The sequence below is a fragment of the Idiomarina aquatica genome, assembly GCF_003987185.1.
GTDB classification, from domain to species: Bacteria; Pseudomonadota; Gammaproteobacteria; order Enterobacterales; family Alteromonadaceae; genus Idiomarina; species Idiomarina aquatica.
In genome coordinates this window covers 818220-844247 of the sequence record NZ_PIPS01000001.1, presented here as the reverse complement: position 1 = coordinate 844247, position 26028 = coordinate 818220, and the positions used below count along the sequence as shown (strand labels likewise).

General features: G+C 51.1%; 15 protein-coding genes and 1 pseudogene. 12 read left to right on the top strand and 4 right to left on the bottom strand.

The genetic code is table 11. From position 1 onward, the window contains the following. Positions 1-28 precede the first annotated feature (28 nt). Positions 29-7993, bottom strand: coding sequence for an HYR domain-containing protein (locus CWE23_RS03910; protein WP_126819563.1), 7965 nt, complete (start codon positions 7991-7993; stop codon positions 29-31). 302 nt (positions 7994-8295) lie between these two features. Beyond that, positions 8296-8457: pseudogene (locus tag CWE23_RS13980) on the bottom strand (transposase); the annotation flags it as partial. A 132-nt stretch (positions 8458-8589) separates the two neighbouring features. Here CWE23_RS13980 and CWE23_RS03900 point away from each other — a divergent pair. Continuing rightward, positions 8590-9771, top strand: coding sequence for an RNA-guided endonuclease InsQ/TnpB family protein (locus CWE23_RS03900; RefSeq protein ID WP_198678798.1), 1182 nt, complete (start codon positions 8590-8592; stop codon positions 9769-9771). Between the two features lie 310 nt (positions 9772-10081). On the opposite strand, the gene CWE23_RS03895 is transcribed toward CWE23_RS03900, so the two are convergent. Beyond that, a complete protein-coding gene (locus CWE23_RS03895; RefSeq protein WP_126819562.1) occupies positions 10082-10810 on the bottom strand; it encodes a sulfotransferase family 2 domain-containing protein in 729 nt (242 codons plus the stop codon). Between the two features lie 223 nt (positions 10811-11033). On the opposite strand from CWE23_RS03895, the gene CWE23_RS03890 reads away from it, so the two are divergent. Further along, positions 11034-12458 carry a hypothetical protein gene (locus tag CWE23_RS03890; RefSeq protein WP_126819561.1) on the top strand — a complete coding sequence of 475 codons (1425 nt, stop codon included), beginning with the start codon at positions 11034-11036 and terminating at the stop codon, positions 12456-12458. A gap of 10 nt (positions 12459-12468) precedes the next feature. After that, positions 12469-13083 (top strand): hypothetical protein, encoded by a 615-nt coding sequence (locus CWE23_RS03885; RefSeq protein WP_126819560.1) that lies wholly within the window; start codon positions 12469-12471, stop codon positions 13081-13083. 78 nt (positions 13084-13161) lie between these two features. Here CWE23_RS03885 and CWE23_RS03880 read toward each other — a convergent pair whose 3' ends face one another. Continuing rightward, the gene (locus CWE23_RS03880; protein ID WP_126819559.1) at positions 13162-13968 is read right to left on the bottom strand and encodes a polysaccharide lyase; all 807 of its coding nucleotides are present in this window, start codon (positions 13966-13968) and stop codon (positions 13162-13164) included. An 85-nt stretch (positions 13969-14053) separates the two neighbouring features. Between CWE23_RS03880 and CWE23_RS03875 the strand changes: the two genes are divergently transcribed. The 9 genes from CWE23_RS03875 (at position 14054) to cysD (ending at position 26026) form a co-directional block, all read left to right on the top strand. After that, on the top strand, positions 14054-15520 hold the full coding sequence (locus CWE23_RS03875; RefSeq protein ID WP_126819558.1) for a hypothetical protein: 1467 nt from the start codon (positions 14054-14056) through the stop codon (positions 15518-15520). Between the two features lie 11 nt (positions 15521-15531). Beyond that, a complete protein-coding gene (locus CWE23_RS03870) occupies positions 15532-16146 on the top strand; it encodes a hypothetical protein (RefSeq protein ID WP_126819557.1) in 615 nt (204 codons plus the stop codon). Positions 16147-16431: 285 nt separating this feature from the next. Then, complete coding sequence (locus tag CWE23_RS03865) at positions 16432-20079, top strand: InlB B-repeat-containing protein (RefSeq protein ID WP_126819556.1); 3648 nt, start codon at positions 16432-16434, stop codon at positions 20077-20079. 191 nt (positions 20080-20270) lie between these two features. Continuing rightward, on the top strand, positions 20271-21302 hold the full coding sequence (gene rfbB, locus CWE23_RS03860; RefSeq protein ID WP_126819555.1) for a dTDP-glucose 4,6-dehydratase: 1032 nt from the start codon (positions 20271-20273) through the stop codon (positions 21300-21302). 186 nt (positions 21303-21488) lie between these two features. Then, complete coding sequence (gene rfbD / locus CWE23_RS03855) at positions 21489-22367, top strand: dTDP-4-dehydrorhamnose reductase (RefSeq protein WP_126819554.1); 879 nt, start codon at positions 21489-21491, stop codon at positions 22365-22367. Further along, on the top strand, positions 22357-23226 hold the full coding sequence (gene rfbA / locus CWE23_RS03850) for a glucose-1-phosphate thymidylyltransferase RfbA (RefSeq protein WP_126819553.1): 870 nt from the start codon (positions 22357-22359) through the stop codon (positions 23224-23226). The genes rfbD and rfbA overlap by 11 nt, the downstream gene beginning before the upstream one ends. A 16-nt stretch (positions 23227-23242) precedes the next feature. Beyond that, positions 23243-23785, top strand: coding sequence for a dTDP-4-dehydrorhamnose 3,5-epimerase (rfbC, locus tag CWE23_RS03845; protein ID WP_126819552.1), 543 nt, complete (start codon positions 23243-23245; stop codon positions 23783-23785). 11 nt (positions 23786-23796) lie between these two features. Then, entirely contained in the window at positions 23797-24948 is a 1152-nt protein-coding gene (locus tag CWE23_RS03840; protein WP_241970566.1) for a glycosyltransferase, read from the top strand. 169 nt (positions 24949-25117) lie between these two features. After that, the gene (gene cysD, locus CWE23_RS03835) at positions 25118-26026 is read left to right on the top strand and encodes a sulfate adenylyltransferase subunit CysD (RefSeq protein WP_126819550.1); all 909 of its coding nucleotides are present in this window, start codon (positions 25118-25120) and stop codon (positions 26024-26026) included. Positions 26027-26028 lie beyond the last annotated feature (2 nt).

Sequence of the window (26028 nt, the reverse complement as noted above, 5' to 3'; positions counted from 1 at the left end):
AGTCACTGTATCGAAGTACCTCCCAAGCTCACTTTTCCGACTCAAACGTACTAAGCAACAACATCAGCAAGCCACTCTTACGCGGTGGTGTGTCGATTTTAATGCGCAGGCTCACTTCCTGTTCGGTGCGGTTGCCTAAGCTATCTTCTGCACTAAACAATACATAAGTTAAGCCGTAAGGCACGGTCGAACCAAGGTTATGTTGCACGGTAACCTCGCCGTCTTGTTCGTCATACGCCGTTGCTGCGTTTAAAAATGCCTGTATTCTGGCGTCGCTGGTTGGCAACGGCTCAGCGGTGGTGACCATAATAACCAGCGGCTCTGGTAACGATAGTACGGGCGCGGCATCGTCCATAACTACCTGCAACTGCGAGGTTTGCTGAGCCTGATTACCGGCTGTGTCCATTGCGGTAAAGGTGACGGTTAGCTCGCCAACGGTTAACACTGCCGGCACGTTATGGCTTACCTCCACAGATTCATCCACTAAATCCTCTGCACTGGCTTCCGCCAGCCACTGCTGTAACGGCTCAAATCCGGCACTGTCGACCCCGTCTCCGGGACCAATAATAACTACATGATCAGCCGGAACGGTTAAATTTGGTGCCGTGGTATCGGTTATCGTTACGCGCTGTGTGCGGTTGGCGCTGTTACCAGCAGCGTCGGTTACCTGCCATTCGACATCATGTGAACCGACCGCAAACGGACCGGTGTTTGATGCAGTGGGGGTCAGCTCTCCATCAACGATGTCAGTCGCGCTAGCCTCGCCCAGCTCGACCGGCGTTAACGGCGCAGTTGCTTCGCGGGTTATGGTGGCGGGGACGGTAATAGAAGGCGCCCGGGTATCAGCAATGATTAACCGCTGCTGTGCGGTACTTTGGTTACCGCTCTCGTCGATAGCTGTCCAGGTGATGATATAGTCACCCACCGCCCACGGGCCTTGTTGCGTTGTTGCTGCCCGCACGCGACCATCATAGTCATCTTGCGCGTATACCGAGGGCAACGTGAAGGAGGTTAACGGTCCGGTAGCTTCTCGGGTGATATCTGCAAGATCAGGGAATACCGGTGCCTGGGTATCCGGCTGCCAGACATTACCATTGGTGGTGCCGCCAACGATAACGGTTTCGCTACCCGGATTGTGCAAGGTAACAAAGTAATCCACCGTGGGTTGCCACGGATAGGGCCGTATGGTGCGTTGCCGGTCGAGTAGCTCGCGTTCGACCTCAAATACCTCACTGGAACTTTGCGCGATAGGGCGCCGCGCAAAGCCGATTTTTTCGCGTTGCAAGCGCATATCGATAGCGGCGCTGGCTTCGATACGCTGGCGGAACCACTCGGTATCGGCTGGCACACGAATGTGCACGAACTTGGTTTGTTGTGGGGCAAGCTCGACCGCAAGCTCACCGTTTACCACCGATATCGATTGCGCAATACTGAGCGTTTGTTCGCCCGGGCCGATACTGAGACTGTACTGGCTGTCTTCTTTGGCGTAGATGCCAATATAAAACGGCACGTCAGGTTTTATATGTTCGATCGGAACGGATAACTCGCCTTCTTCGAGTGCATAGGGCAGGTCGGTATTATCGCCGTTGTCAAAATACCAATGTGCAAGGCTGCCGTTTGATGGATTAAAGCTACCGCTTTTAAAAAGTTCGGCTGGCGGTAGGTGTTCACGGAAAATAGCGGCCACGTCACCCGATTGTTGGGTTAGGTTGATGCGTAAATTGCGCATGGGCGTTTCGGTACTGACCGCTGGCATATGCACACGATAATACCGGATATCGCCCTCTGCGAGATTTTGTTGGTGAGCACTGGCACCGGAGAAAGCCATGGCTTTTACGCGCGGCGTCGACACTTCCAGTTGGTAACGCAGACTTGAGTCCTCGGCGACTACGGCTAGCCACCACTCGCCGGGGGCCAATTGAACGAGCCCATTATGGTGAGTGTCACGCGCATCCTGGACGCCCCAGTTTGCATACTGGGTACCGGCGGTCGTATCGGCACGGTCGTAAAGCTCGCCGTTAGGGCGGGTCTGACTGTGCGACAACGTGGGCGGGGCGCCATAACGCAAGTAGGTTTTTGCCTCGCCGCTAATCTTAGTCAACTGTGTACGAATAATCCCTTCGTTGTTATCGGGCACGTTAATGCGGTAATAGTGGGTATGCTGGCGCTCGAGATCGACTTCGCCGGTTTGGAACTGGGTGTAGTCGTCACGCACTCCCAAGGTTGTCGTATCCTCGCTGACGAGTTCTTTTGATTGTAGTGAGTATTCACTTAGCCCTGTTGACTGAGCACTGATGTACCAGGTGCCCGGGGTCAGGTACGGCGCGACGATGTGTGTTTGCTGCTCACGGCTGTTAATTCGCTCGCTTTCTCGCACTTTGCCAGGCAATTGACCTTTGCTAATGGCAAGGCTGACGTTGCCAACGCTTACGTTAAGATCCAATGTCCATCCGTTGCTGTCCTCAGGCACGTTTACCCGGTACAGGTGCTGTTGCTGGTCCAACAAGCTTTGTCGGCCGCTATCGCCGTTTGCAAACACCAATGGTTGTATCTGTGTGGCAGTTGCCTGTAAGTTAAACTGGCTACTGACGTCATCGCCACTGGGCTCCTCGCCATGCACTAAGATCGTCATGACGGGCTGCGGTGTATCGATGTTGATCACTTGTCCGCTGACCCGCTCTTGGTAACGCCCCCCTTCCACCGCACTATCAACCCGGTTGTTAAAATAGGGGCGCGGCCACCAGCGCTCGCCCTGCGCGTGATTGGCGACATTGATCACCGGCTGACCGGCGCTTTCGCTAAAGCGCAGTTCCACGCTGTCGACGTTTTCATCCATGGTCAGTTGGTAGGCTTTAACCTGCACATAGTCAATGGTTGTTAGACCGGTTTGCTCAGGCGTAGCGGTGGTTAGGTGACCGCTGCCTAATGAGGCAACCTGAACGGGACCTATGCGCAAGCTGTAATTAACGGAACCTTCTCCCAAGCCTCGGAAGTCAGGCTCGCGTTGGCCCTGGCTAATGACCGCGGCATAGTACTTACCCGGGCGCAACGGTGTGGCATCAAGTTCGGACGAGAGCTGATAAAAATATTCGCTGCCGAGGGTATCCTGCTTAGCGCCATAGGGCGTTTCGGTTTGGTTGCGACTGGCGTTGCTATTGGGGAGTTGTGCATATTTTATCGCCAGCGCTGCATCACCTAAAGCGGTTTGTAGATCGACATACCAGCCGCTGACATCCTCCGGTACGGTAAAGGTAAAGTAGTCGGCCTCGCCGGGTGTGTTTATACTACCGTTGTGTAGCGTATCAAAGTTAATGGGATCGACCGCTAACTGACAATTTTCGCCGCCGCATGACGTGCCGATACCACGGCTGATAATGTCATAGCTGACATTGTCATTATCGGGGGCGGTGACACCGATGTAATAGGTACCGGGCTGCAGTGGTCGCTGACCAATGACAACGCGCTTAGCGTAGTCGATTACCTCGGCGCCGTTTTCTAAACGACGGCCGTTATCGGCCCAGCTGGCAGTCGGTAGCACCAACTGGTGTCCGGTTTCCCAGGTATTGCAAAGTAACAGGCCGCCGGTACTGCAACTGAGTGAGCGAACCCGATCCGGTCGTACATCGCGCGCGATGACAGCCTGAATATTCACATCCTGATGTGGGTTAAGTATGACTTCCCAGCCATCGGCGTCTTCTGGCACCTCGACTTTAAAGTAGCGCCAACTGGCTTGCGGTTGACCGTCGATAGTCAAGCGGCCGCGATTGAAGTCCAGCTCCTGATCGCCACGCGAGCGAATGCTTAAATCGGTCGTTAACGCGTGCGCGTACTCGGAACCTAGCAATAACGAATAAAAGTTACCCACATCGGTCAGGGTGTAGGGGAATACTGCGGTGCTGGGGCCATACACACCTCCGGATGCGGTATCCCAGGTACTCCGAATTGGTGAATTTGGAATTTGCGGTTGGTTGGCATCGGTGGCCAATATGCGCAAGCTCGGATCGCCTGTGGTGTTTGCGACGTTGAATTCGAGATTCGGCAGGTTATTATCAGCAGCAACGGTGTACCAGCGCAACTCTCCGGGTTCGAGTTGTTGATTGGCGATGCTGATTTGTTGGTTAACGGCTAACGGCTCGTGGTTAATACGCACCGGCTCCATGGGTTTTGCTGCGAGGGTATAGCTGGAGGTACCAGAGCCTAATGCATTGTTATAAGGCGGATTGGCGCCAAGGCCGTAAACGGTGATGAAATAATCGCCCGCAGGTAGTTGTATCACGTTGGTACCCGCCGCTGAGTCATAGCGCTGACGGTGAAACTCGTAAACAAACTCATCGCCACTGGTATCTTGCAATACACCATGATTAGAGTCGATAGCATTAGACGAAGTCGTTGATAGCGGGATGCTATTGCGCGACACCTTAAGCATACTGTCGCCTAAGGTTGTTTGTAGATAAATTTCGACACCGGCGAGACTTTCCGGAATGCTGAACTGGTAGGCTTTGATATCGCCAGGCGTTGCAATGCTGTCACTGACTTGGCCGGGGAACTCGATAGCCTGCACCGCAATTGTGCAAGCACTGCCGCCGCATTGATTACCTACGCCGCGGCTACGTAGCCGGTAACTGGTATTATCGGCTGTTGTGTATAAACCAACGTAGTAAACTCCGGCAGTTAAAGGGGCATTTTTACCCACAATTAAACTGCGGTTGTAAAGATAACTTCCGTCGGCTGCGCGGCTACGCCGGTAAAAATTGTGGTTAGCGCTTAATTGTTCGCCATCTTGCCAGGTATTGCACTGGCTTAGCGGGGTGCGATAGCTACAAGCAGAGCCGCCGGATTCGGTTAACGCGTCGGGCAACTCACCTTTGCGTATGATCATAGCAAGGTTGTTATTACTGACCTGATCGGCTTCGAGCATCCAGCCTTGTGCGTCGTTAGGTACAACGACTTTATAGTACTGCCAGGTGTCAGCAGCCTGATCAGTAATCTGTGTTACGCCGTTGTTAAAGGCTAGGTTGGTGGCCGATGGCAGGTTTTGCGCACTAATAGATACATTAACATTGCTCGCTTGATCTTTGCTGTAAACCGCTAATGTATAGCGACCCCCGGCATCTGGTAAGGTGACTTCGTTGGTTCCATTGGTGCTACCGTTTTCGCCATCAAGAACGTTAGTTGCCCACGGATCCGGCAGCGCAATACCGTTATCACCATCTTTTAACAACGCCAATTGAAAGTCAGGCTCGCCATCACTGGTTACGCTGGCGGTAATGGCTGGTTGTGTCGGCTCGACGTTAAACCGATAAAAGGTGATCTGCCCTGCAGGCCAGGTGTCTTTAGTAAAGCTAACCCCCTGACCTTGCCTAACTACCGAGTCGTTGTTTTCGGTATAGGCGAGTGGCTGCAGATTAAGCTGAGCCTGGGTATTGTCCTGATTTGCTGCAACCGTAATATACAAATCGCCGTTGACGACATTGCCTTCGGCGTTTTTTAGCGCATAGTAAAAGTCGCTACCGGGGCTTCTTGAGATACCGCCGTTATTCCGGGTGATCGCAACGGTATTGTTTTCTGATGCGTAGGAGTTTGCCACACCATCAACGCGCAGCAAGGTATCGCCGTCACCGTTGCTATAATTTGTGGTTAGTTGCCACCCATGGTTATTATCGGGAAGCGCAACTTTGGCGTAGGCGCGCTCGCCGGCGCTAGCTAAGGTTAGAGATAACGGCTCATCCGGGTTGAATGCCGTTATCGAATAGTGACAGTTTTCGTCACCGCATTGTTGACCGATACCGCGTGCGCGTAGCGTAAAATTTAACGGCGCAGATGGCGCGTAAGTGGCTGACTTTACGCCAATAAAGTAGTTGCCAGGGGACAAGGGGGCGTTTTTACCGAGTACTAAGCGCAGGTCGGTGCTGGTGCTGTCGTATTGTGCAAACGGGGCGTAAGCGGTCCTAGCACTCAGGTACTCATTGCTTAGCCAGCGATCACAATTATAAATATGTGTGCGGCTGGGGCAATATACGCGAGGAACACCGGACCGATCCGGCAGGGTATCGCGTTGCAGCACCATATCCAGGCGTTCCTCGCCTTGGTTTTCCAGGTACAACTCAAGAGCTTCGAATTGCTCAGGTACCTGCAGCTGATAGTAGTGCCAGTAACGGTGATCTTTATTGGTTTCAGTTATCTCGCCGTTATTAAAGTCGAGATTCGGCGGGGTATTAGTGTCGGTATTTAATGTAAACGCGCCAAGTGCGGCTTCTGAATAAACCCCGATATACCAGACATCGGCCTGATGCGATGCTACTTGTAACACCCCAGATTGTGAGTGTTCATCATCCAGTCGTGAATTGTAAATTGAGGTGCTGTCGTTCTGCCGATATTCCCAATAGGTCGGCACGGCATTGCGGCGAATACTTAAACGGCTGCCTGGTGGCTGCTGTTCTAAAAATAAGGTCCAGCCCAAGATTCCCAGCTGTTGATCTAAGTCGCGGACCCTAAAGTAACGCCACCCGGTTTGTTGGGTATAGGGGGCTTGGTTAGTGATACCTGGGTTGGTGGTGACGAAGTTTATATCAGTAACCACCGGCGAGCCGTTGGTGAGCGTTGCTGTGGTACCTGCTGGCGCATAGACGGTGATGTACCACGCACCGTTGGCAAGCGTGGGGGGCGCATGGGTGATTGACTCGATGGTTGTGTCGGACTGTTCCGAAAAGCCATTATTATTTAAACGGTTAGGCACGTTGGCTTGGCGCACGTACAAGCTACTATTGGGCGTATCGGCCGCTAACGTTATTTGCCAGCCGATTTGATCGACGGGTACCGGCACTTTGTAGGTGGTGTAGGGGAACTCTGCATTGGCATCGGTGGTGATTGTTTGGGTGCTGTTAAACGACAGTTGCTGCTGAGGCTGAATGCGTGAACGCAGATCGATAGTGGCTGCTTGTTCGGTGGCAACGGCGATAAAGTAACGTCCTGAGCTTAAATAATTTGGAACAATTAACTGGCTTTGAAAGAACGCCTGTTGGTGATGTTGTTGCGAGGCGAGCTGATCGTTGCTGACATAAACGGTACGTTGGCTTTCAGCACCGGCTGCATTGCTAAGGTACAGTTGCCATGCGGGCGTTTCGGCGCTGACCTGTGTTTTATAAAAAACATAGGGCTCAATAATGTTTTCAACTCGGCCGTTGGCGGCGACGTCGGTGCTTAGTGTGCCAAGGTCGATGACATGCGGATCGCCAATGGCTAACTTCCAGTCTTGGTTGTTGGTATCGCGGACTATTTTGGGTTGTACTTTGAGGTAAAGTCGCGAGCCGTTCGTTAATGCGTCGCGCCGTTGGTAAAAAACGGCATGCTGTGCCTGTTCGGTGAATGCAAAGCGTTGCTGATAATCATTAATCTGCGTGCCGAGTTTGACCGCCGTGCTACGGTTTGCAACTTTTAGCAGTCCACGGATCAGTTGGTATTGTGCTTGGTCTTGGTAATCGAGATAAAACAGCCACTCGCCGCCATTAAAGCCGTTTTCGGTGCTGGGCGTCTGCCAATTGCTAATATTTTGGTGGCTCAAGCCCGCGGTCCAACTGAGTGGTTGTGCAAATTGTGGCTGACTGACTAGGCGATAAGTGCGGTCATATTGGCTTTGTATGGTTACTTTATAGGCAGTGCCGAGCTCAAGATCATCGGCTGATAAAAAAAACGTTTGGGAATAGCGCGTTTGATCGTAGATGGACTGCAGATTTCCGCCCGCGACGATGCGCCAGATTCTGACGCGCACTTGCCAATCCGCTTCGACCACCAAGCGCCACCCCTGGTGGTCATCGGGCACCACGAAATTATGGGTGTTCATTTGGTTGGCGTTAATGCTGTAATCCCGGTTCACGTTCAAGGTGTCGTGGTCAATGATTTGTTGCGCTTGGCCGAGTGGGGCAAAAAACGTTAAAACGAGAGAAATTAGGATAATGAGTGGGGTGATGAATGATTTTACGATAGCACGGTGCATTGTCGCTTCCTTGTCGTTGGCGGCTTTCACAACGACTACAAAGCCACAATATTTTTCGAAATTAAGTGTTTAATTATTGCTCAGTCGTCTAAAAATGCAACACGTTACTTAATCATTTGTTTCACCGGATGTAACCCTTCCACTAATCCGGTTAACAAAAATGGCCCGACATGGTGGTTCCATCTCGCCGGCGCCAGCCGTGTTTCTGCTACTTTTTCCGAGCCCAAGTTCACGATTAGCAAAACTCCGCGTAAACCCTCGCCCAATCGGGCGGGGATACAAGCGGGAACCGCGCAGCGGTTCTAGTCCGATGTAGCCTGACTCTGCACATACTCTCTTAGTGTTTCAATAGTTGCCCCGCCTGCACTACAGGCAAAGTAAGAGCGTGACCAGAGCGCTGCGCTTTTGCTTTGCCGGGGTATGTGGGTATTGAGTATGCGTATCCGGCGTGATGAAACCGATTGGTGGTAAAGACCAGATGCATAACCAGCTTGGTGACGCTGTGGCGTTTTCGGAGGTAATCTGACAGCAACGCTTTATTATGCATACTCACTTGAAGAGTGACCTTACTGGCTTATAATAAATGAATCATATCAATGAGCGCTGAAATGTTAAAGGCCACGAAAGTACGCATCTACCCGACACCTGAACAGGCGGAATTTCTCAACCGCCAGTTCGGTGCTATGCGGTTCGTGTACAACAAGGCGTTGCATATCATCAGCTCACAGTACAAACGCCACGGCCTTAAGCTCAAGGCCAAGAAAGACCTTAAGCCGCTGTTGGCGGTGGCGAAAAAGTCCCGCAAGTATCACTGGCTCAAGGATTTCGATTCGATTGCACTCCAGCAAGCGTGCATCAACCTCGATAAAGCCTTCCAGAACTTTTTTGACCCGAAGCTTCCCGCCCGTTATCCGAAGTTCAAGCGCAAACACGGTAAACAATCCAGCTACCACTGCACGAGTGTAAGTGCTGGTGAGAACTGGATCAAAGTGCCGAAGATGAAACCGATTAAGGCGCAGGTCCACCGTGAGCTGGACGGAAAGCTCAAGAGCGTAACGCTGTCGCGCACGGTAACAGGGAAATACTATGCCTCGCTGTTGGTCGAAGACGGCTTGCAAACACCTGCCCCATTGCATAGCGTTGATACCGTGCTGGGCGTTGATATGGGGCTAACCCATCTTGCTATCGACTCCGAAGGTAACAAAACGACGAATCCCCGTTTCCTGAAATGCGCTCAGTCTAACTTGCGACGCAAGCAAAAGGCCCTGTCCCGGTGCCGGAAAGGCAGCAAAGGACGTACGAAAGCACGCTTGAAACTTGCCAAGGCGCATGAGCGCCTAGCGAATGCACGTGCGGATTTCCAGCACAACCTGTCCCGACAACTTATTGACGACAACCAAGCGGTGGTGGTCGAGACATTGAAAGTGAAGAACCTGCTGAAGAACCGGAAATTGGCGAAGCACATCGCAGACGCAAGCTGGTTCGGCCTGATTCAGAAACTGGAATACAAGGCGAAGGAGCAGGGCAAACATCTGGTCAAAATCGACCAGTGGTTAGCCAGTTCCAGGATCTGCTCCTGCTGTGGGCACAAGGTAGACACCCTGCCGTTGTCGGTGCGTAACTGGTCGTGCCCTGCTTGTAAAGCAGAGCTTGACCGCGACATCAACGCCGCGGTCAATATCCGCCAGCAGGGTATTATCAAACTAAGAGCCGAAGGACTGTCGGTTCCTGCCAATGGAGGCTTGCGTAAATCCGGCCACGCGCCGGTTGCTGCCTGAGAAGTTGGAAGCCTCGCCCGGCAGGGCGGGGAGCAGTCACTCCTACCGAGCAAAGTGTTGCCTGGGGTGAAACGGCGCTGTTTGAACTGTTACCGGAGGCAGGTTATACGCTGTATAGCGTTGAAGGTTGCGGTGGTCAACTGGTTGATGAGCTGATGTACCAGACCGGCGAGATCACTGAAAATTGCGAGCTTGTTGTGAAGTTCCGTGATACAACGCCGCGTCGTAGTAGTGTCTTTATGATTATTATGGCCACGGAAGCCATCGAGTAACACTAGGGATTATTGGATGTGCGCCCAAAAGGCGCACATCACGAGATTAGGCGTTCGTAGATGCGGTACTCTTCGCTGAAGTAAGCGCGTTCTTTGTCGCTTAAATCTGGTACGGGCTGTTTGTTTTTGCTGGGATTGAGCTGCTCGCTGGCGAGTGGCTTTTGCATCATTTCAGCGAGGCGCTGCAGATCATCGTTGTAGCGTTCGGTGCAGCCGACAAAGAAAAAGAATTTGTTGTTAAAACCTTGGTAATCGCGTTGGTAGATATTGAAGAATCGTGCGCTTTGTTCGTTTTTAATCATGGCCCTGAAGATTTCTTCACGATCACTAAGACCTTGATCTAAAAATTGGCTCTTGATGAATTCATACACTTTGTCGTTGTTTTGTACATCCAGCGTGTGATTCAGTAGTGACCAAGCGCGCTTAACCGGGTCGCGCATCCAGGTGATTCGTTTACCATTAGGGAATAATTGTCGGTGACGAGGGTGTGGACGAAAATGCCCGTGCACCACTTGTGCGGTTGCCGGTAGCCAAATCGGCTCACCTTGGGTTAGCTCATTGGCCCCTGAGAACTCGTAAACGGCAAAAAACTGGCGTTCGCCAAAGGCCTGCTTGAGTGCAGCACGAAACGACGTACCCGCGGTTTTTGGAATATGGTAAGAGACCCAGTCCACATTAGCGGCGTTAGTCAGCATCCGACGACGCGTGCGCTCGGCCAGTGCCCGCTCAAACTTTTCCCGCCAACTCAGTTTATTGACCGTATCCATGTTTTTATTATGACGCCTTTCTTATAAAAACGTGAAAGATACCGCAAAACAACATGTCATGTCGATCTTCATATGCGTCAATTCCCACCTTGGCGGGCGAAAAATCGATGTTGATAAGCGTGCTACGTATTGTGTTGTAAATTAAATACAAAATATTGCAAATGTTACCACCATGTTCTACTTATTAAAGTTGCTTTGGATATGCAACTTAGAGACAGAAACAATGAAAACACTTTATTGGCTGTATATACCCTCCTTATTAATTAGTTTGAACGTTAGTGCGCAACAGCGGCAGGTACCTTATCAGTTTGAAGAAAATCAGCCCGCTTATGCTGAAGAAGTTAACGCGAATTTTGATTATTTAACTGACGAAATTGACACGGCTACACAGGCTGAATTTACCCAGGAAGTTGATTGTGATGCTGACCCATGGGGACTTGTTAAGGCGTTTAACGAGGGCGCTCAACACACCGAAGTGAATCTTGCTGCTACGGGGACCTGTTACGGGGATATTCGCTTGGTGCTAGATACTGAAGGTAACCCTGTAATTGATGATGGGATTCCACGACGGTTTCAGGTAAAGGGGCAAAGTCTCAATATTTATCCGGTGGACGATAACCGCGTGGCGATAGTGCCTAATCCGACAACCGGTGTGACTGATTTAACTACCAGCTTCGGGGGCGGGATTTATTTGGATCGAGTAGATATTAGCATTGGCGCTGATGAGACCTATGGAGTGTTGTTTAGTCGCAACGGACATGGTGATGTTTTAGATACTACCGTAACGGGTAATAGCCTGGACATTGCTCATGGCATTGCGGTTCAGGAAGGCGCGCAAGTATATGTCGGTAATTTTACAGCGCGGAACTTGCACACGGGTATCTCAAGCATTAACGGTGGTGTTGTACGAATTTTAGGGCCGGTTGATATTCAGAACACCCGGTTTGGCATTGCCGGGCGTTCCAGCGTTTTTCGGCAACAAGCTGAGGTCATATTAGCCGCCCAAGACGAAAACCTGGTGCTGACTCATGGCACAACCTGGCTGGGTTGGGGAATGACGCTGACAGCGAATGGGTCGCAGTCTGTGGTTAATGACCGCAGTGTGTTGACGGTTGCGAATTTATACACTGATAACACCTTACGTATAGGGAGCAGTGATGCGCACATCGATAACATCGAGGCAGCCCGCGTTTATGCGGTAAATAATGCGTTTTTGGGTGTGCAGAATATAACAATTAGTGATTTGCTGGAATTGAGTGTATCTAGCGGAGGCTATGTCGATGCGGGCAGTATTCAGAACATTCGAGTATACAGCCAGTCGCTGCTTGCCGGCGGTTTTACTAACCAGACATCGATCGAAGTTTATGACTCGAAGCTCGAGGGGAGCGGGGCGACCTTTAACGCGCCGATTTTACTGGACCGGTCGAACTTCACGTTGTTTGACTCGGCGATAAATGATGCAACCAATTTGATTAATAGTAGAGGCTTTGTAAATGCCGGCACCAGTGGTGACTTATCGCAAATTAGCTGCCACGGTATGAGTGTGATTGATATAGAAGGCACAGACATTACCGACGAGTTAATGGAAACGGCTTGTATGAGTTCGGATTCAATTTCTGAATTTGTGCTGGCGCAACCTGATTTATAAGGAGCCGCTTATGAAACGCTTTACACAAAGGGCGTTGTCGCTGGCGGTGCTCAGTACGTTAGGTCTGTCGACAGCAGCTGCTGCTGATCCGATGGTATGGGGAGCGAGCAACTGGAACGAGGCTAGCTGGCAGCTAAAAGACAGCGATGGCGATGGCATGTCGGATGCATTTGAAGATGCAAACGGGCTGGATAAGTATGATCCTAGTGATGCTAATGTGGATGCTGATGGCGATGGCTTAACCAACTTGGAAGAGTTTCTGGCTGGTAGTGATCCGCATAACGAGGATACCGATGGCGATGGTATTTTAGATGGTGTAGACGATAACCCGACTGTGGTTGATACCTATGTAACCATTTCGGTGCAGGTAGTGCCGGCAGAGGGGGGCTCGGTCGCCTGTTCGGAGTATGAGCCGGAAGTCGGCGCGGTTGTGGATTGTCGTGCGGAACTGGCTGAGGGTTATCAGGTGGATTACTGGGATTATGCGTGTTTAGAAGGCAGTAGCGGTGGCAAGCTGTGCGCGCTGAGTGCTGACCAAAACATTGATCTGGTATTGCGTTTAAAAGAGCGTAGCGCACGGACTGAATCATCCTGGATCTTGAAGATCCTGGGGGCAATTGATTAGCTTGCGTTCCGCCGCCCTCTGTGCTCTCTGCGTTTCAATGTTAAATTTAAACCGTGCGTCAGGGCGCACGGTACGACGTTACGGTGTTATGCGAATATCATCAAAATAGGCGCAATCGCGTTTGTAGTTGCCGCTCGCGTCACGAGGCGCCCATTCTGGCGCGCTGCCGCCGTGGAAGGTGTTAAACATGAACTGGCGGATGAGCGTGCTGGGATCGTCGCTGGCCCTCAGTTGTAGCCCGCTATGCGTTACCACCCTTTCGCCGTCAACCCAAAGGCTAAATTCCCCGTTGCTGGCGCTGGCCGGTTGGTTAAGCGTAAGCTGATAACTGAGTTGATAATAACGGCCCGGTTTAAAGCGAAACGTCGGAGCTGGCTTGGCGTCACCGTACTTACCTTTCATGCCCTGATGATAAACGTAGGTTTTAAGCTGCCCATTTTTTCCCCACATGGCGCGCACGCTCCATCCGTCCGGCTTAATGGGAGCGCCGCCGGTTACCGGATTTGATGGCGCGAAACCATGTAGCTTTCCGCCTTTGGCGAAATCAAAGCCCTCACAAAACTTTACTGCAAAGCTTAACGTGGCGGATGTCATCGCCTGCGGCAGGGGCAAGGTCTTGACCACTCGCTTACTGCCCCGGTCATAGCCTTGGTAATACACCTTTAGGGCTTTACTGGCATCAGTGCCTTCGTTGAAGACAATGCTGGCCAACTCCAAATGATGAAGTGTGCTGGCTTCGCTACTGCGGAAAAAGCCATCGAAGTCTTCGCTGAAGACGGCACTGTTTTGCCCGGCATCGGCCTCGGGCTTGTCCGAACCCGCTGAAGCAGCCGCTGAAATTAAGCTGATGAGGGCGTATAAACTGAGGTTAACCCATAGCTGCACGAGGACTCCTTGTTGATGTTAGAGGTTTTAATTCTATAAAAAAGCACGTAGTCTTAGTGTTAACAAAATGTAAAAAGGAAGCCACATGAAACCAAGGACACATCTTTGCGCTATTGCGACGTTATCGTTATTGAGTATAAGCGGCACCGCGCAAGAGCGACAAGTGCCGAATCAGTTTGAAGCCAACACACCGGCTGTCGCTGAGGACGTAAATCAAAACTTCAATTATCTGGCTGATGAAATTACCGGTTTAGAGCACGACCTTACACAAGGCGAGTACGTATCTGAACGACTGGACTGTGATGCTGACCCGCACATTTTGAATAAAGTGTATAACGAGGTTAAGCATTTTCGCGAAATCAACTTTCTCATCAGTGGCAGCTGTTATGGTTCGATAAACTTAATGCGAGATGAGAATGGTGATTATGTGATGACCCCAGATGGTGCTATCAACAACCACCAGATTATGGGGCAGACACTGAATATTCGCTCGGTCGGTGAAACGCCCGCGAGCATAATTCCTCATCCGAGTACACAGGCGGTAGACCTGTATAGCGGTTTTGCTGGCGGTTTATATTTAAGCAACTTATCGGTTGAGTTGGGTGCTAATGATGCTGGTGGCATTTTATTTAGCCGTAATGGTCATGGCGATCTTTCTGGGGTAACTCTGCGAGCTGCTCCTGGAGCGGACCTGCTCCGAGGCCTTCAAATACAAGAGGGCGCTCAGGTTTATGTTGGTGCAACGGCTATTTCTGGCTTTGCCGAAGGAATTCATGTGATCAATGGTGGCCTGTTGAGACTGCTGGGTGATGTGACCATCAATGCCCGCAATAAGGGGGTGACGGTAAATTCTGCTCGAGTTCGAGGATTTGGCGAACTCAGAGTTAACAGAGACAGTGAAGCGCCAACGGAGTATGCCGTAAAACTAACCAATGGCTCATCCTATGCGGGCGACTACAGCGAGTTATTGCTTGGTACCGGTAAGCTTTTCGTTGAGCAGCAAAGCGTACTTGATATCTTTAACGCACAAGCTGACGAGGTCACGGTCGATTCGGCCTCGGCCGAGTTGCAGCGTTTGACAACCGATGTATTGAGGGTGAAAGACACGGCTAATGCGGTAGTGAATGAGGGAAGTATTCGCGATAACACCCAAGTTTTTTCGAACGCAACGTTGGCTCTTTATGATGTATCGGTACCGAGTGTTGGCGTGTTTGCCGGGGCTGAACTGAGTGGTTCGCCGAGTATCAGTAATGTCCTGAACGTGCGTGACCAGGGGATGGTATCTCTGTTTGAGGGAAGTATCTCGGGCGAAATTTTTATCGGTGACGCGAACTTTAGGTTTGACCGGACGGCGATTTGGGCTGACGAAGTGAATGTGTGGAGTTCGCGAGGGCAGTTGATTAACCTGAGCAATGTGGATTACAGCCGGTTTTTTTGTGAGGGGGTAACCGCAATTGATGCGCCGGGGGTGGACTGGCTGGTGGACTACCCGGGTAGTAACTGCATGGCTAAAGAAGATTTCTCGAAGTTACTTGAACTGATTAAAAACTAGGCGGGTTGGTGATGAAACGAACAAAGTTGGCATCGGCACTTGCGCTTAGTTTGGTGAGTTTAGGGTATGCCAAGGTTGCGCTGGCTGACACGTTGGTCTGGGGGCAAGGCAACTGGGGCCAAACTCAGTGGTCGATAAAAGACTCGGATGGTGATGGCATGTCGGATGCGTTTGAGGACGCACATGGTCTGGATAAGTATGATCCGAGCGATGCTGGCGCCGATGCTGATGGCGATGGGTTAAGCAACCTGGAGGAGTTTCTAGCGGGTACGGATCCGCGTAACGAGGATACCGATGGCGATGGTATTTTAGATGGCGTGGATGATAATCCGACAGTGATGGACACCTATGTAACGATTTCGGTGCAGGTGCTACCGGCTGAAGGCGGTACGGTTACCTGTTCTGAGTATGAGCCAGAAGTTGGCTCGGTGGTGGATTGTCGGGCCGAATTAGCTGAGGGCTTCCAGGTTGATTATTGGGATTATGCGTGTTTGGAGAGCAGCAGTGGTGGCAAGCTGTGTGCGCTGAATGCGGATCAAAATATCGATTTGGTGTTGCGCTTAAAGGAGCGCAGTACGCGTACCGAGTCGTCGTGGATTCTGAAAATTCTGGGTGCGATTGAGTAGGTCGCGCCCTGGCGCGATTAAACATTGAAACACAGAGGGCGCAGAGGGCACAGAGAAGAGATAATTAACGTTAAAAACAAACGCCAAATAGGGTTTTCCCAGTTAACTGTCTTTTCTCTGTGTTCTCCGCGGCCTCTGCGTTTCAATGTTTAGCGTTTTATCGAGCGAGCGGCGGGGTGCACGGTACGGGTGCGATGTTTGTAATTTTATTTTGTAAATATTGTGTTAATTAATTAAACTTAAATTCTGTGTGCTTAATATTCATTTGTTGACGAGTGATGGGTCATGAGTTCATTTATTTTTCGAGTTACCCTGGTCGCCCTATGTCTGTTCTACAACGCAGCGGCGTTTGGTCAGTCTTCATCGCTTTGGACGTTTACTCAAACTGAGCCGACGGTGGCGGCTAACGCGGCGAGTGCAGCCGATGGCCAACAAGCCCAGCAATTGGCGACCTTGATTGAAAGATTGCGTAAGACCAGTCCGAATGGATTAGCGTCGTTGCAATGGGTGCAACTCGACACGCAGCAACTTGCACAGTTAACCGATGGACAAGATGTCCGTTTGTTGTCGCCAAATGGCGATGCGATCGCGCTGCAAATGCTGCCGAGAAAAACCAACGCGTTGGGTATAACCACGTTGAGCGCTCGCGGCAATGATGTCATGCTGCGGATAAGCCAAAAAGGGCAAGCGGTCAGCGGTACGTTAGTGATTGACGGCGAGCGCTGGAAGCTAAGTGCTCGGGGCCGTTATGGTGCCTTGTACAAGAACAGTGATCTTCCTAGCGTGTCTGATAAAGGCATCAAAGACGACGGGCTTGAGCCGCCCGTTAGCAAAAAGCCATCCACACAGGCTCAGTCTCAATCAAAGTCAGCGCCGGCGACAGAGGCCGGCAATACCGCAGATGTTGTTATTGTTTACACTACCCCGTTACTGGAAGTTTACGGCGGCCGCGATGGAGTCTTGACCCGTATTAACGACGTGGTTGAAGCGACCAATGAAATTTACGCCAACTCGACGTTGGATCTACAAATCAACGTCATGGATATTATTGAAGTTGCCTACGACGATGATAACGAAATAGGCAGCGAAACGGCGCTTGACGCATTGACCGGCTTCAATAGTGACGCCGCCTATTTTGCTCATGCCCGGGCACAGACCGATCGACTTGGCGCTGATTTTTTAATTGCTTTTCGACCCTACGTGAATGATGGGATTTGCGGTATCGCCTGGTTGGGTGGTGGCAACGACTCTGAGTACAATCCGTCGTTAATGGTTTCTCACACCTCCTTAGATTGCGGCGATGAAGTGAATGCGCATGAACTGGGTCACAATATGGGGTTAAGCCATTCACGTCGACAAAATGGTCAGGGACACGTCTACCCTTATGCGCTTGGTTATGGCGTTGACAGTGTATTTACTACCGTAATGGCGTATCCACAGGCCTTTGGCGGGGCATCGCGGGAGTACAAGTTTTCCTCGCCGGAACTGACTTGTGCTGAAAGCTACGACTGTGGTGTTGACCATACCGATACGACGAATGGGGCTGATAGCGTAAGAGCGTTAACGTTACGGCGTGACCAGATTACCACCATTCGGGATGCGCAGGAGGTGAGCGGAGAGTTGCTGACGGTTACCAGCGGCCTTGGCAGTGTATCGGTCGATGACCAGGTGTGTGAATCTGGAGAGAGCTGTTCGTACACGGTGAGTCGTGGTAGCACGATAACGTTGACGGCAACCGCAACGAGCGACATTGAGTTTGTCGAATGGCGCGGCAATGGTTGTTCGGGGGCTGAACTGGAATGTGAAGTTACCATTAATGACACCACCAATGTCATTGCTGTTTTCCAAGAAAGCTATCTCGATATTCCGATCAGTCAGGCGTTGGATAATGATCAGTTGTTCTTTATTACCGGGCAATCCGCGCCGTGGCGCGCTCAGGCGCAAGAGGTGTCAGTGGGTGATTCGGCTATGCGCAGCCCCATTATTAACGGCAATGAGAGCACCTATATCTCAACGGTGGTTGAAGGTTATGGGGAAGTGACGTTTGATGCCAAAGTCAGCTCTGAAGCAAGTTATGATGGCTTGTCGGTTTATGTTAACGGCGCCGAGATCGAGTTTATCAGTGGCGAGCGCGGCTGGCAGAGCTACCGCGTTGATGTTCGCAATACTGGACTACTGTTCAATTCCATCGAATTTGTTTACCGAAAAGACGGCACTGTGTCTGCGGGCGATGATCGGGCGTGGCTGGATAATGTTCAGTATGCTCGAACTGGCGAGCAACCGGTGCGAGTGGAGCTAAAGGTTGAAGGAATGGGCGCGGTTGACCTTCTGGGGCGCTTCAACCAATGCCGTGAAACCTGTGTCACCGGGGCGGACGTCGGAGAGCTGCTTACCTTCAATGCCGTAGCCGATAGCGGCCAGCAGTTTTTGGGCTGGGGCGGCGCCTGTCGAGGACAACAAACCCAATGTCAGGTCACCGTGGAGCAGGCCGTTGATGCGTTTGCGTATTTCTCCAAACCCGAATCGACCATTGATTACACCGAATCGTTGGATAATGCTGAACTGGACTTTTATTCTGCCCCGAACAGTTGGGTAGTGACCACTGACAGCAGTACGGTGGGTGGTAGCGCAGCCGTCAGTGCGGACATCAGTGATGGGGATGTTAGCAGTATTTCAACTCAAGTCTATGGCCCTGGTGAGATAAGCTTTGACTGGCGGGTGAGTAGCGAGGCGAATTGGGACTTTTTAGAGCTATACATTGATGGCGCATTGATTGACGAAATCAGTGGCGAAACAGACTGGCAAAGCAAAACTTATACGCTTGATGATGACGGTGCGCATGAGATTGTCTGGCGTTATGTGAAAGACGGCTCTGTTTCGAACGGCGACGACCGGGGTTACCTGGATAATGTGCAGTGGACGGGGAACTATATTACGTCACGTTCAGTGTCAGTTACGGTTGACGGTAACCATGGAGCGGTGCGCACCAACACCGGATTGTTCTGCCGCAGTGAATGCGATTGGTCGTTAGCGGATGGCGAAACCACCGTGATCTACGCAGAGCCTGACCCAGGTTTTAACTTTGACGGTTGGGAAGGTTCGTGCAGTGGTAAAGTGCCAAGCTGTGAGTTGACCGTGACTGAGGATAGCCGCGTGCTAGCCGTGTTCAGTAAGCCGATGTTTGAAGTGACGACCTCGGTAACCGGAGGGGGGCGTTTGACTCCGGCATCACAGCAAGTGGAGGAAGGGGCGACGGCCATCCTCTCGGTAAGTCCATTAGCCGGGCACACGCTGAGTAGCATCACGGGCTGTAATGGTACGTTGGTGAACAGCAGTGAATATCAAACCGGCGCTGTTGTCGAGGATTGTACGGTTCAGGCTTCATTCAACGAGCTGTTGTATACCGTGAATTTTGATTTAGGTGACTATGGCTATTGGCAAGACGGTCCCGATCTGAGCCAGCAGGTGCGCTGGGGTGAGGCGGCGCAAGCGCCTAACTTCAGGGTGGCGGAAGGTTGGCATTTTGCTGGCTGGGATAGCGACTTTTCACGTGTGGTTGCGCCGTTAACCGTGACCGCCAATTACCAGCAGATTGCGGGTAATAACCGGGTGGTGCTGAATACGGAGAACCAGGGCCGGTTGAACATTGAGCCGGTGCAGTACGTAAGCGACGGGAGTTATTTGTCGGTAACGGTGAGTCCGCTTAATGGGCTGACCTTAAGTCGTGAAGTGACCGGTAGTTGTCCGGCGGGTAGCTGGGCTTCGAATACCTATCGCTTTGGGCCAATTAATGACGATTGCGGAGTAAACTTTGCGTTTAACGCGGCGCGCGGTTCTGGCTCTATCTTAATGATCTTATCAGCTATCGCTGCGGAACAAGCTGCTGCTGAAAAAGCCGCCGAAGAAGAAGACGAAGACGACAAAAACGATTAAGCATCTTAAACACTGAAACGCAGAGAGCACAGGGAGCGCAGGGAAAAGACTGTTACCTGTCTTCTCTGTGTCCTCTGTGCTTTTTACGTTTCTATATTGAGTGTTTCACGGTGAACGTGCTTGCTATAGCAGTAGGGCCTTCGGTACACTCACACCTTAATGTGAGTGGATGAAAAAGGTAGTTAAAGGGAATGAGCAAGACGTTTCTGGTCACCGGTGGAGCGGGCTTTATTGGCTCTGCGGTGGTGCGCGAGCTAATTAAACATTCGAACCACCGTGTGGTTAACGTGGATAAGTTGACCTATGCCGGCAATCTTGCCTCGCTCAGTGAGGTAGACCAAGACTCGCGGTATGTGTTTGAACAAGTGGATATTTGCGATGGCGCTGAGGTGTCGCGTTTGTTTGAGCAGTACCAGCCCGATGTGGTGATGCACTTGGCAGCAGAAAGTCATGTGGATCGTTCGATCGATGGCCCGGCTGAGTTTATCCACACCAACATCATTGGTACCTACACGCTATTGGAAGCTGCGCGTCAGTATTGGCAGCAACAAGGCCGCCCCGCAGGCTTTCGTTTTCATCATATATCTACGGACGAGGTTTATGGCGATCTGCACGGCAGTAATGACCTGTTTACTGAAACCACTCCGTATGCTCCCAGCTCCCCTTATTCAGCCAGTAAAGCCAGCTCTGATCACTTAGTTCGGGCGTGGCAACGTACCTATAATTTACCTACACTGGTTACTAATTGCTCGAATAATTATGGCCCTTATCATTTCCCGGAGAAACTGATTCCGTTAATGATATTGAATGCATTGGCGGGCAAGTCGTTACCGGTGTATGGCGATGGCGCGCAAATTCGTGACTGGCTTTATGTGGAAGACCACGCGCGGGCTCTGATTAAGGTCGCGAACGAGGGCGAGGTTGGTGAAACCTACAATATTGGTGGCCATAACGAGAAGAAAAACATCGAAGTGGTGCAGTTGATTTGTGATTTGCTGGAAGAGTTGGTGCCGCAAAAACCGCAGGGTATTGGTGCGTACCGTGATTTGATTACATTTGTTGATGATCGGCCGGGGCACGATGTGCGCTATGCGATTGATGCCAGCAAAATCCAGCGGGAACTCGGCTGGGTGCCGCAGGAAACGTTCGAAACCGGCTTGCGCAAAACGGTACAATGGTACCTTGAACGCAAAGACTGGTGGCAACCACTGGTAGCTGGCTAATTCATAAACATTAAACACTGAAACGCAGAGGACGCAGAGTACGCTGAGAAAACCTTTAAAAGGTAAAGAGAGAAACTCAGAAAAAGTGTTTTTCATTTTAAAGTCTTTTCTCTGTGTTCTCTGTGCTCTCTGCGTTTCAGTGTTTCAGTTTTTACCGTTTTTGCTCTAAGGTCTAAGGAGAGGGTGATGAAGATTTTGGTGACGGGCGCGACGGGACAGGTGGGCTTTGAGTTAGTCCGTAGCCTGTCGGTGTTTGGCGAAATACTCGCGCCATCGCGCGATGAGCTTGACCTGAGCGATGCGCATGCCGTGCAGCGCTACCTCGAACAACAGCAGCCACAACTTATTGCCAATGCTGCAGCGTATACCGCCGTGGATAACGCCGAGCAGGAACCGGAGCTGGCGGATCGTCTTAATCACCTGTTACCCAAACAGCTGGCCGAGTATTGCCTGGACAACCGCGCCGCGTTAATTCATTTCTCGTCCGATTACGTCTACCCGGGAGAGGGGGATAAGCCCTACACAGAGGACAGTAAGACCGGACCGCTCTCTGAATATGGCCGCAGTAAGTGGGCGGGCGACCGCGCCGTTATTGGCAGCAGTTGTAACCACGTCATTCTGCGAACCAGTTGGGTGTACAGCGCGCGCGGCAATAATTTTATGAAAACCATGTTGCGCTTAGCTAAAGAGCGCGAGCAACTCAGTATCGTCAGTGACCAGGTAGGCGCGCCAACGCCGGCACGTCTGCTGGCGCAGGTCGCAACCCTGGCGGTGCCGGCTTTGCTGGAACATGAGCTGACGGGTGTGTTCCATGTGGCACCACGCGGCGAAACCAGTTGGCATGGTTTTGCCACCGCTATCTTTGAGCAGGCGCAGGCCCATGGACACTCATTGGCCGTGCAACGGGTTGAGGCGATACCGACAGCTTCGTATCCGACACCTGCCCGACGCCCGCTGAATTCGCGTTTGAGCGTCGACAAAATTGAGCAGGCATTGAACATCACGTTGCCAACCTGGCAGCAGAGCCTGCATCACACATTAACGGAGTATTTGGATGGCTTATAAAGGGATTGTACTGGCCGGTGGTTCTGGAACGCGGTTGCATCCGATTACACGGGGCGTATCTAAGCAGTTACTGCCGATTTATGACAAGCCGATGATTTATTATCCGATATCGGTGCTGATGTTAGCCGGTATCCGCGACATCCTCGTTATCTCAACACCGGAGGATATGGAGCAATATCAGCGTTTACTCGGTGATGGCAGTGCTTTCGGGGTGTCGTTTTCTTATAAAGTTCAGCCCTCGCCCGATGGCCTGGCGCAGGCGTTCACCATCGGTGCTGATTTTATTGGTAACGATCCGGTTTGTTTGGTGTTGGGCGATAATATCTTTCACGGTCAGTTCTTTTCGGACCAACTGAAACGCGCTGCTAAACGCGACAATGGCGCAACCGTATTTGGCTACATGGTAAAAGATCCTGAGCGTTTTGGGGTGGTCGAGTTCGATGATGAGGGCCGTGCTCTTTCGATTGAAGAAAAACCAACCCAACCGAAGTCTGATTATGCGGTAACCGGGCTTTATTTTTATGATAACGATGTGGTTGATATTGCCCGTCAGGTGAAGCCATCGGAGCGTGGTGAGCTGGAAATAACGAGTGTGAATAACGCTTATCTCGAGCGCGGCGATTTGCACGTTGAGCGCCTGGGCCGAGGGTTCGCATGGCTGGATACCGGCACACATGATTCACTGCTGGAAGCGAGCTCCTATGTGCAAACGGTGGAACACCGACAAGGACTGAAAATCGCGTGTTTAGAAGAAATTGCCTGGAAAAACAAATGGATAACCGATGCGCAGCTTAAAGACCATGCGAATGCGTTGGATAAAACCCAGTACGGTCAATATCTGCACGAGCTATTAAGCTAACATTTAGAGGATAAGAATGAAGTATCAACCCCTTGCCATTGCTGACGTGGTATTGATGACCCCGCAGGTGTTCGGTGACGAGCGCGGTTTTTTTATGGAAACGTTTCGGCAAAACGAATTTGAAAAGTACTGTGGCGATTATCAGTTTGTACAGGATAACCACAGCAAATCGCGGCATGGCATTTTACGAGGACTGCATTATCAGTTGCAGCAGCCGCAGGGTAAGTTGGTGCGGGTCACGCAGGGGCGTGTCTTTGATGTCGCCGTTGATTTGCGGCAGAGTTCGCCGACTTTTGGTGACTGGGTAGGGGTTGAACTGAGCGATGAAAACCGACAGATGCTGTGGGTACCACCAGGCTTTGCGCACGGCTTTTACGTGTTGAGCGAAACCGCAGAGTTTTCTTATAAATGCACGGACTATTATGCGCCGGATGATGAGTACAGCTTACGCTTTGATGACCCAGCCTTAGCCATTGATTGGCCACTTGATGGTGAGCCACAACTTTCTGAAAAGGATCGCCATGGATTGGCACTGACAGACTGCCCAACCTATCCATGATTGACGTTGTGATGTTCTGGAAACAGAACGATTCCGAACTGTATGGCCGCCGCAGTGATATGGTGGCCAAGTATTTAGCCGGCCGCAGTGATGTGGGCAAGGTGTTGGTACTGGATGCACCTATTGACGAAATGGCTTTGGAAAAACGTAACGAAGGTGAGCGTTTTGATCAAAACCATTTTGTTTATGAGGGAACTAAGGCCATCGCGGCCAGAGCTTGCGATCACGATAATCTTTATCGACGGGTGTTCATTTACGATAAACAACAGCAGGGCTTTGAGGACTATGTTGCGTTTTTGACGGACTGTTTTCAGCAACTGCACATTGACCCACAGCGCAGTGTGTTTTGGATGTACCCCAAATTGCAGTGGGGCGAACGGCTGATTACGCAGTTTAAACCCGCGAAACGAGTCATCGACGTTGTTGATGATCACCGCAGCTGGCCCAATGTGGATGAGAAAAAGCGTCAACAATTACATCAACACTATCAGGCTATGCTGAGCGGTGCTGATAAAGTGCTCACGAATTGTTTACCGGTTAAGTTGTCGATGTATGAGTTTCATCAGAACATCGCGTTGGTGCCGAACGGTTGTGAGCGCGTGCCGCAGGTTGAGATACCGGAGGCTAACAAGCATTATCAGCGGGTTGTTGCGCATGATGGCCCGGTGCTGGGGTTCGTGGGGAACCTGGAAGCGAAGATTGATGAAGCGCTGTTGCGGCGATTATCGGCTGAGTTACCGGAGGCGCTGATTGTTTTAGTGGGCTCCACCCATGCCAACCCTGATATTCGAAGATTAGCTGAGTTGCCAAATGTGGTCATGACAGGGGTTGTGCCTTATCGTTATGTTGGAGCCTATATTAAGAGGTTCACGGTGGGGTTAGTGCCACATCAGCGTATGGATTTGACGGAAAACATGAATCCATTGAAGGTTTATGTTTATTTGACGCACCATGTTCCGGTGGTCGCGACTGATGTGCCGAACATCGCAAAATGCGATTATGTATGGCAAAATACAACGCATGATGAATTTATCGCGGGTGTGAAAGAGGTAATCCGTCTGCGTGGGCAGTTAAACGCGCAGGTATTTGATGACTTTATCCAGCGCAACAGTTGGGCAATGCGCTTGGGCGCCATCACCGACGAGATTTTACAGAAACACTAAACATTAAACATTGAAACGCAGAGGGCACGGAGGACGCAGAGAAAAGACTTTTTAAGGAAAACATAAAAAAACTAAACAAAGGTGTTTTAATTTTAAATGTTTTTCCTCTGTGCCCTCTGTGCCCTCTGCGTTTCAATGTTTATTTTTACTACAGGCAAATTGGATGCTCATGAACGAGAAACGATTAACCCACTTAAAGGCTCTGGAAAATGAGTCGATTCAGATCTTCCGCGAGGTCGCGGCGGAGTTTGATAACCCGGTGATGTTGTACTCGGTAGGCAAGGATTCCTCGGTACTATTGCACTTGGCGCGTAAGGCGTTTTACCCCGGTAAGATCCCGTTCCCGCTGATGCACGTCAACACCACCTGGAAGTTCCGCGAAATGATTGAGTTTCGTGACCGGATGGCGGAAAAATACGACTTTGAACTGATTGAGCACATTAATCAGGAAGGTGTCGAGGCAGGGGTTGGCCCGTTCACACACGGTAGTGCCAAGCATACCGATATCATGAAAACTCAAGCGCTGAAGCAGGCGCTGAACAAGTACAAGTTTGATGCGGCTTTTGGCGGCGCCCGTCGTGACGAAGAAAAGTCGCGGGCAAAAGAACGGGTGTACTCGTTCCGTGATAAAAACCACCGCTGGGATCCGAAAAACCAGCGCCCTGAACTGTGGAATATTTATAACGGCAAGGTCGATAAGGGCGAGAGCATTCGCGTATTCCCTCTGTCTAATTGGACCGAGCTGGATATCTGGCAGTACATCTATTTAGAAAATATCGACATCCCTCAATTGTACCTGGCGAAAGAGCGTCCGGTGGTTGAGCGTGACGGCACGCTGATCATGGTTGATGATGATCGTATGCCGTTGGAAGCCGGCGAAACGCCGCAAATGAAGATGGTGCGCTTCCGTACCCTAGGCTGCTATCCGTTAACCGGAGCCGTTGAGTCTGACGCAGCAACCCTGCCTGAAATCATTCAGGAAATGTTGCTGACCAAAACCTCAGAGCGTCAGGGCCGGGTTATCGACCACGATAGCGCGGGTTCGATGGAGAAAAAGAAAATGGAAGGGTATTTCTAACA

Excerpts from the sequence above, each read along its gene's own strand:
- CWE23_RS03890 (WP_126819561.1), top strand. The coding sequence starts at position 11,034 with ATGAAAACACTTTATTGGCTGTATATACCCTCCTTATTAATTAGTTTG.
- CWE23_RS03875 (WP_126819558.1), top strand. The coding sequence starts at position 14,054 with ATGAAACCAAGGACACATCTTTGCGCTATTGCGACGTTATCGTTATTG.
- rfbC (WP_126819552.1), top strand. The coding sequence starts at position 23,243 with ATGAAGTATCAACCCCTTGCCATTGCTGACGTGGTATTGATGACCCCG.
- CWE23_RS03870 (WP_126819557.1), top strand. The coding sequence starts at position 15,532 with ATGAAACGAACAAAGTTGGCATCGGCACTTGCGCTTAGTTTGGTGAGT.
- rfbD (WP_126819554.1), top strand. The coding sequence starts at position 21,489 with ATGAAGATTTTGGTGACGGGCGCGACGGGACAGGTGGGCTTTGAGTTA.
- CWE23_RS03885 (WP_126819560.1), top strand. The coding sequence starts at position 12,469 with ATGAAACGCTTTACACAAAGGGCGTTGTCGCTGGCGGTGCTCAGTACG.
- CWE23_RS03910 (WP_126819563.1), bottom strand. The coding sequence starts at position 7,993 with ATGCACCGTGCTATCGTAAAATCATTCATCACCCCACTCATTATCCTA.
- cysD (WP_126819550.1), top strand. The coding sequence starts at position 25,118 with ATGAACGAGAAACGATTAACCCACTTAAAGGCTCTGGAAAATGAGTCG.
- CWE23_RS03895 (WP_126819562.1), bottom strand. The coding sequence starts at position 10,810 with ATGGATACGGTCAATAAACTGAGTTGGCGGGAAAAGTTTGAGCGGGCA.
- rfbA (WP_126819553.1), top strand. The coding sequence starts at position 22,357 with ATGGCTTATAAAGGGATTGTACTGGCCGGTGGTTCTGGAACGCGGTTG.
- rfbB (WP_126819555.1), top strand. The coding sequence starts at position 20,271 with ATGAGCAAGACGTTTCTGGTCACCGGTGGAGCGGGCTTTATTGGCTCT.
- CWE23_RS03865 (WP_126819556.1), top strand. The coding sequence starts at position 16,432 with ATGAGTTCATTTATTTTTCGAGTTACCCTGGTCGCCCTATGTCTGTTC.
- CWE23_RS03900 (WP_198678798.1), top strand. The coding sequence starts at position 8,590 with ATGAGCGCTGAAATGTTAAAGGCCACGAAAGTACGCATCTACCCGACA.
- CWE23_RS03840 (WP_241970566.1), top strand. The coding sequence starts at position 23,797 with ATGTTCTGGAAACAGAACGATTCCGAACTGTATGGCCGCCGCAGTGAT.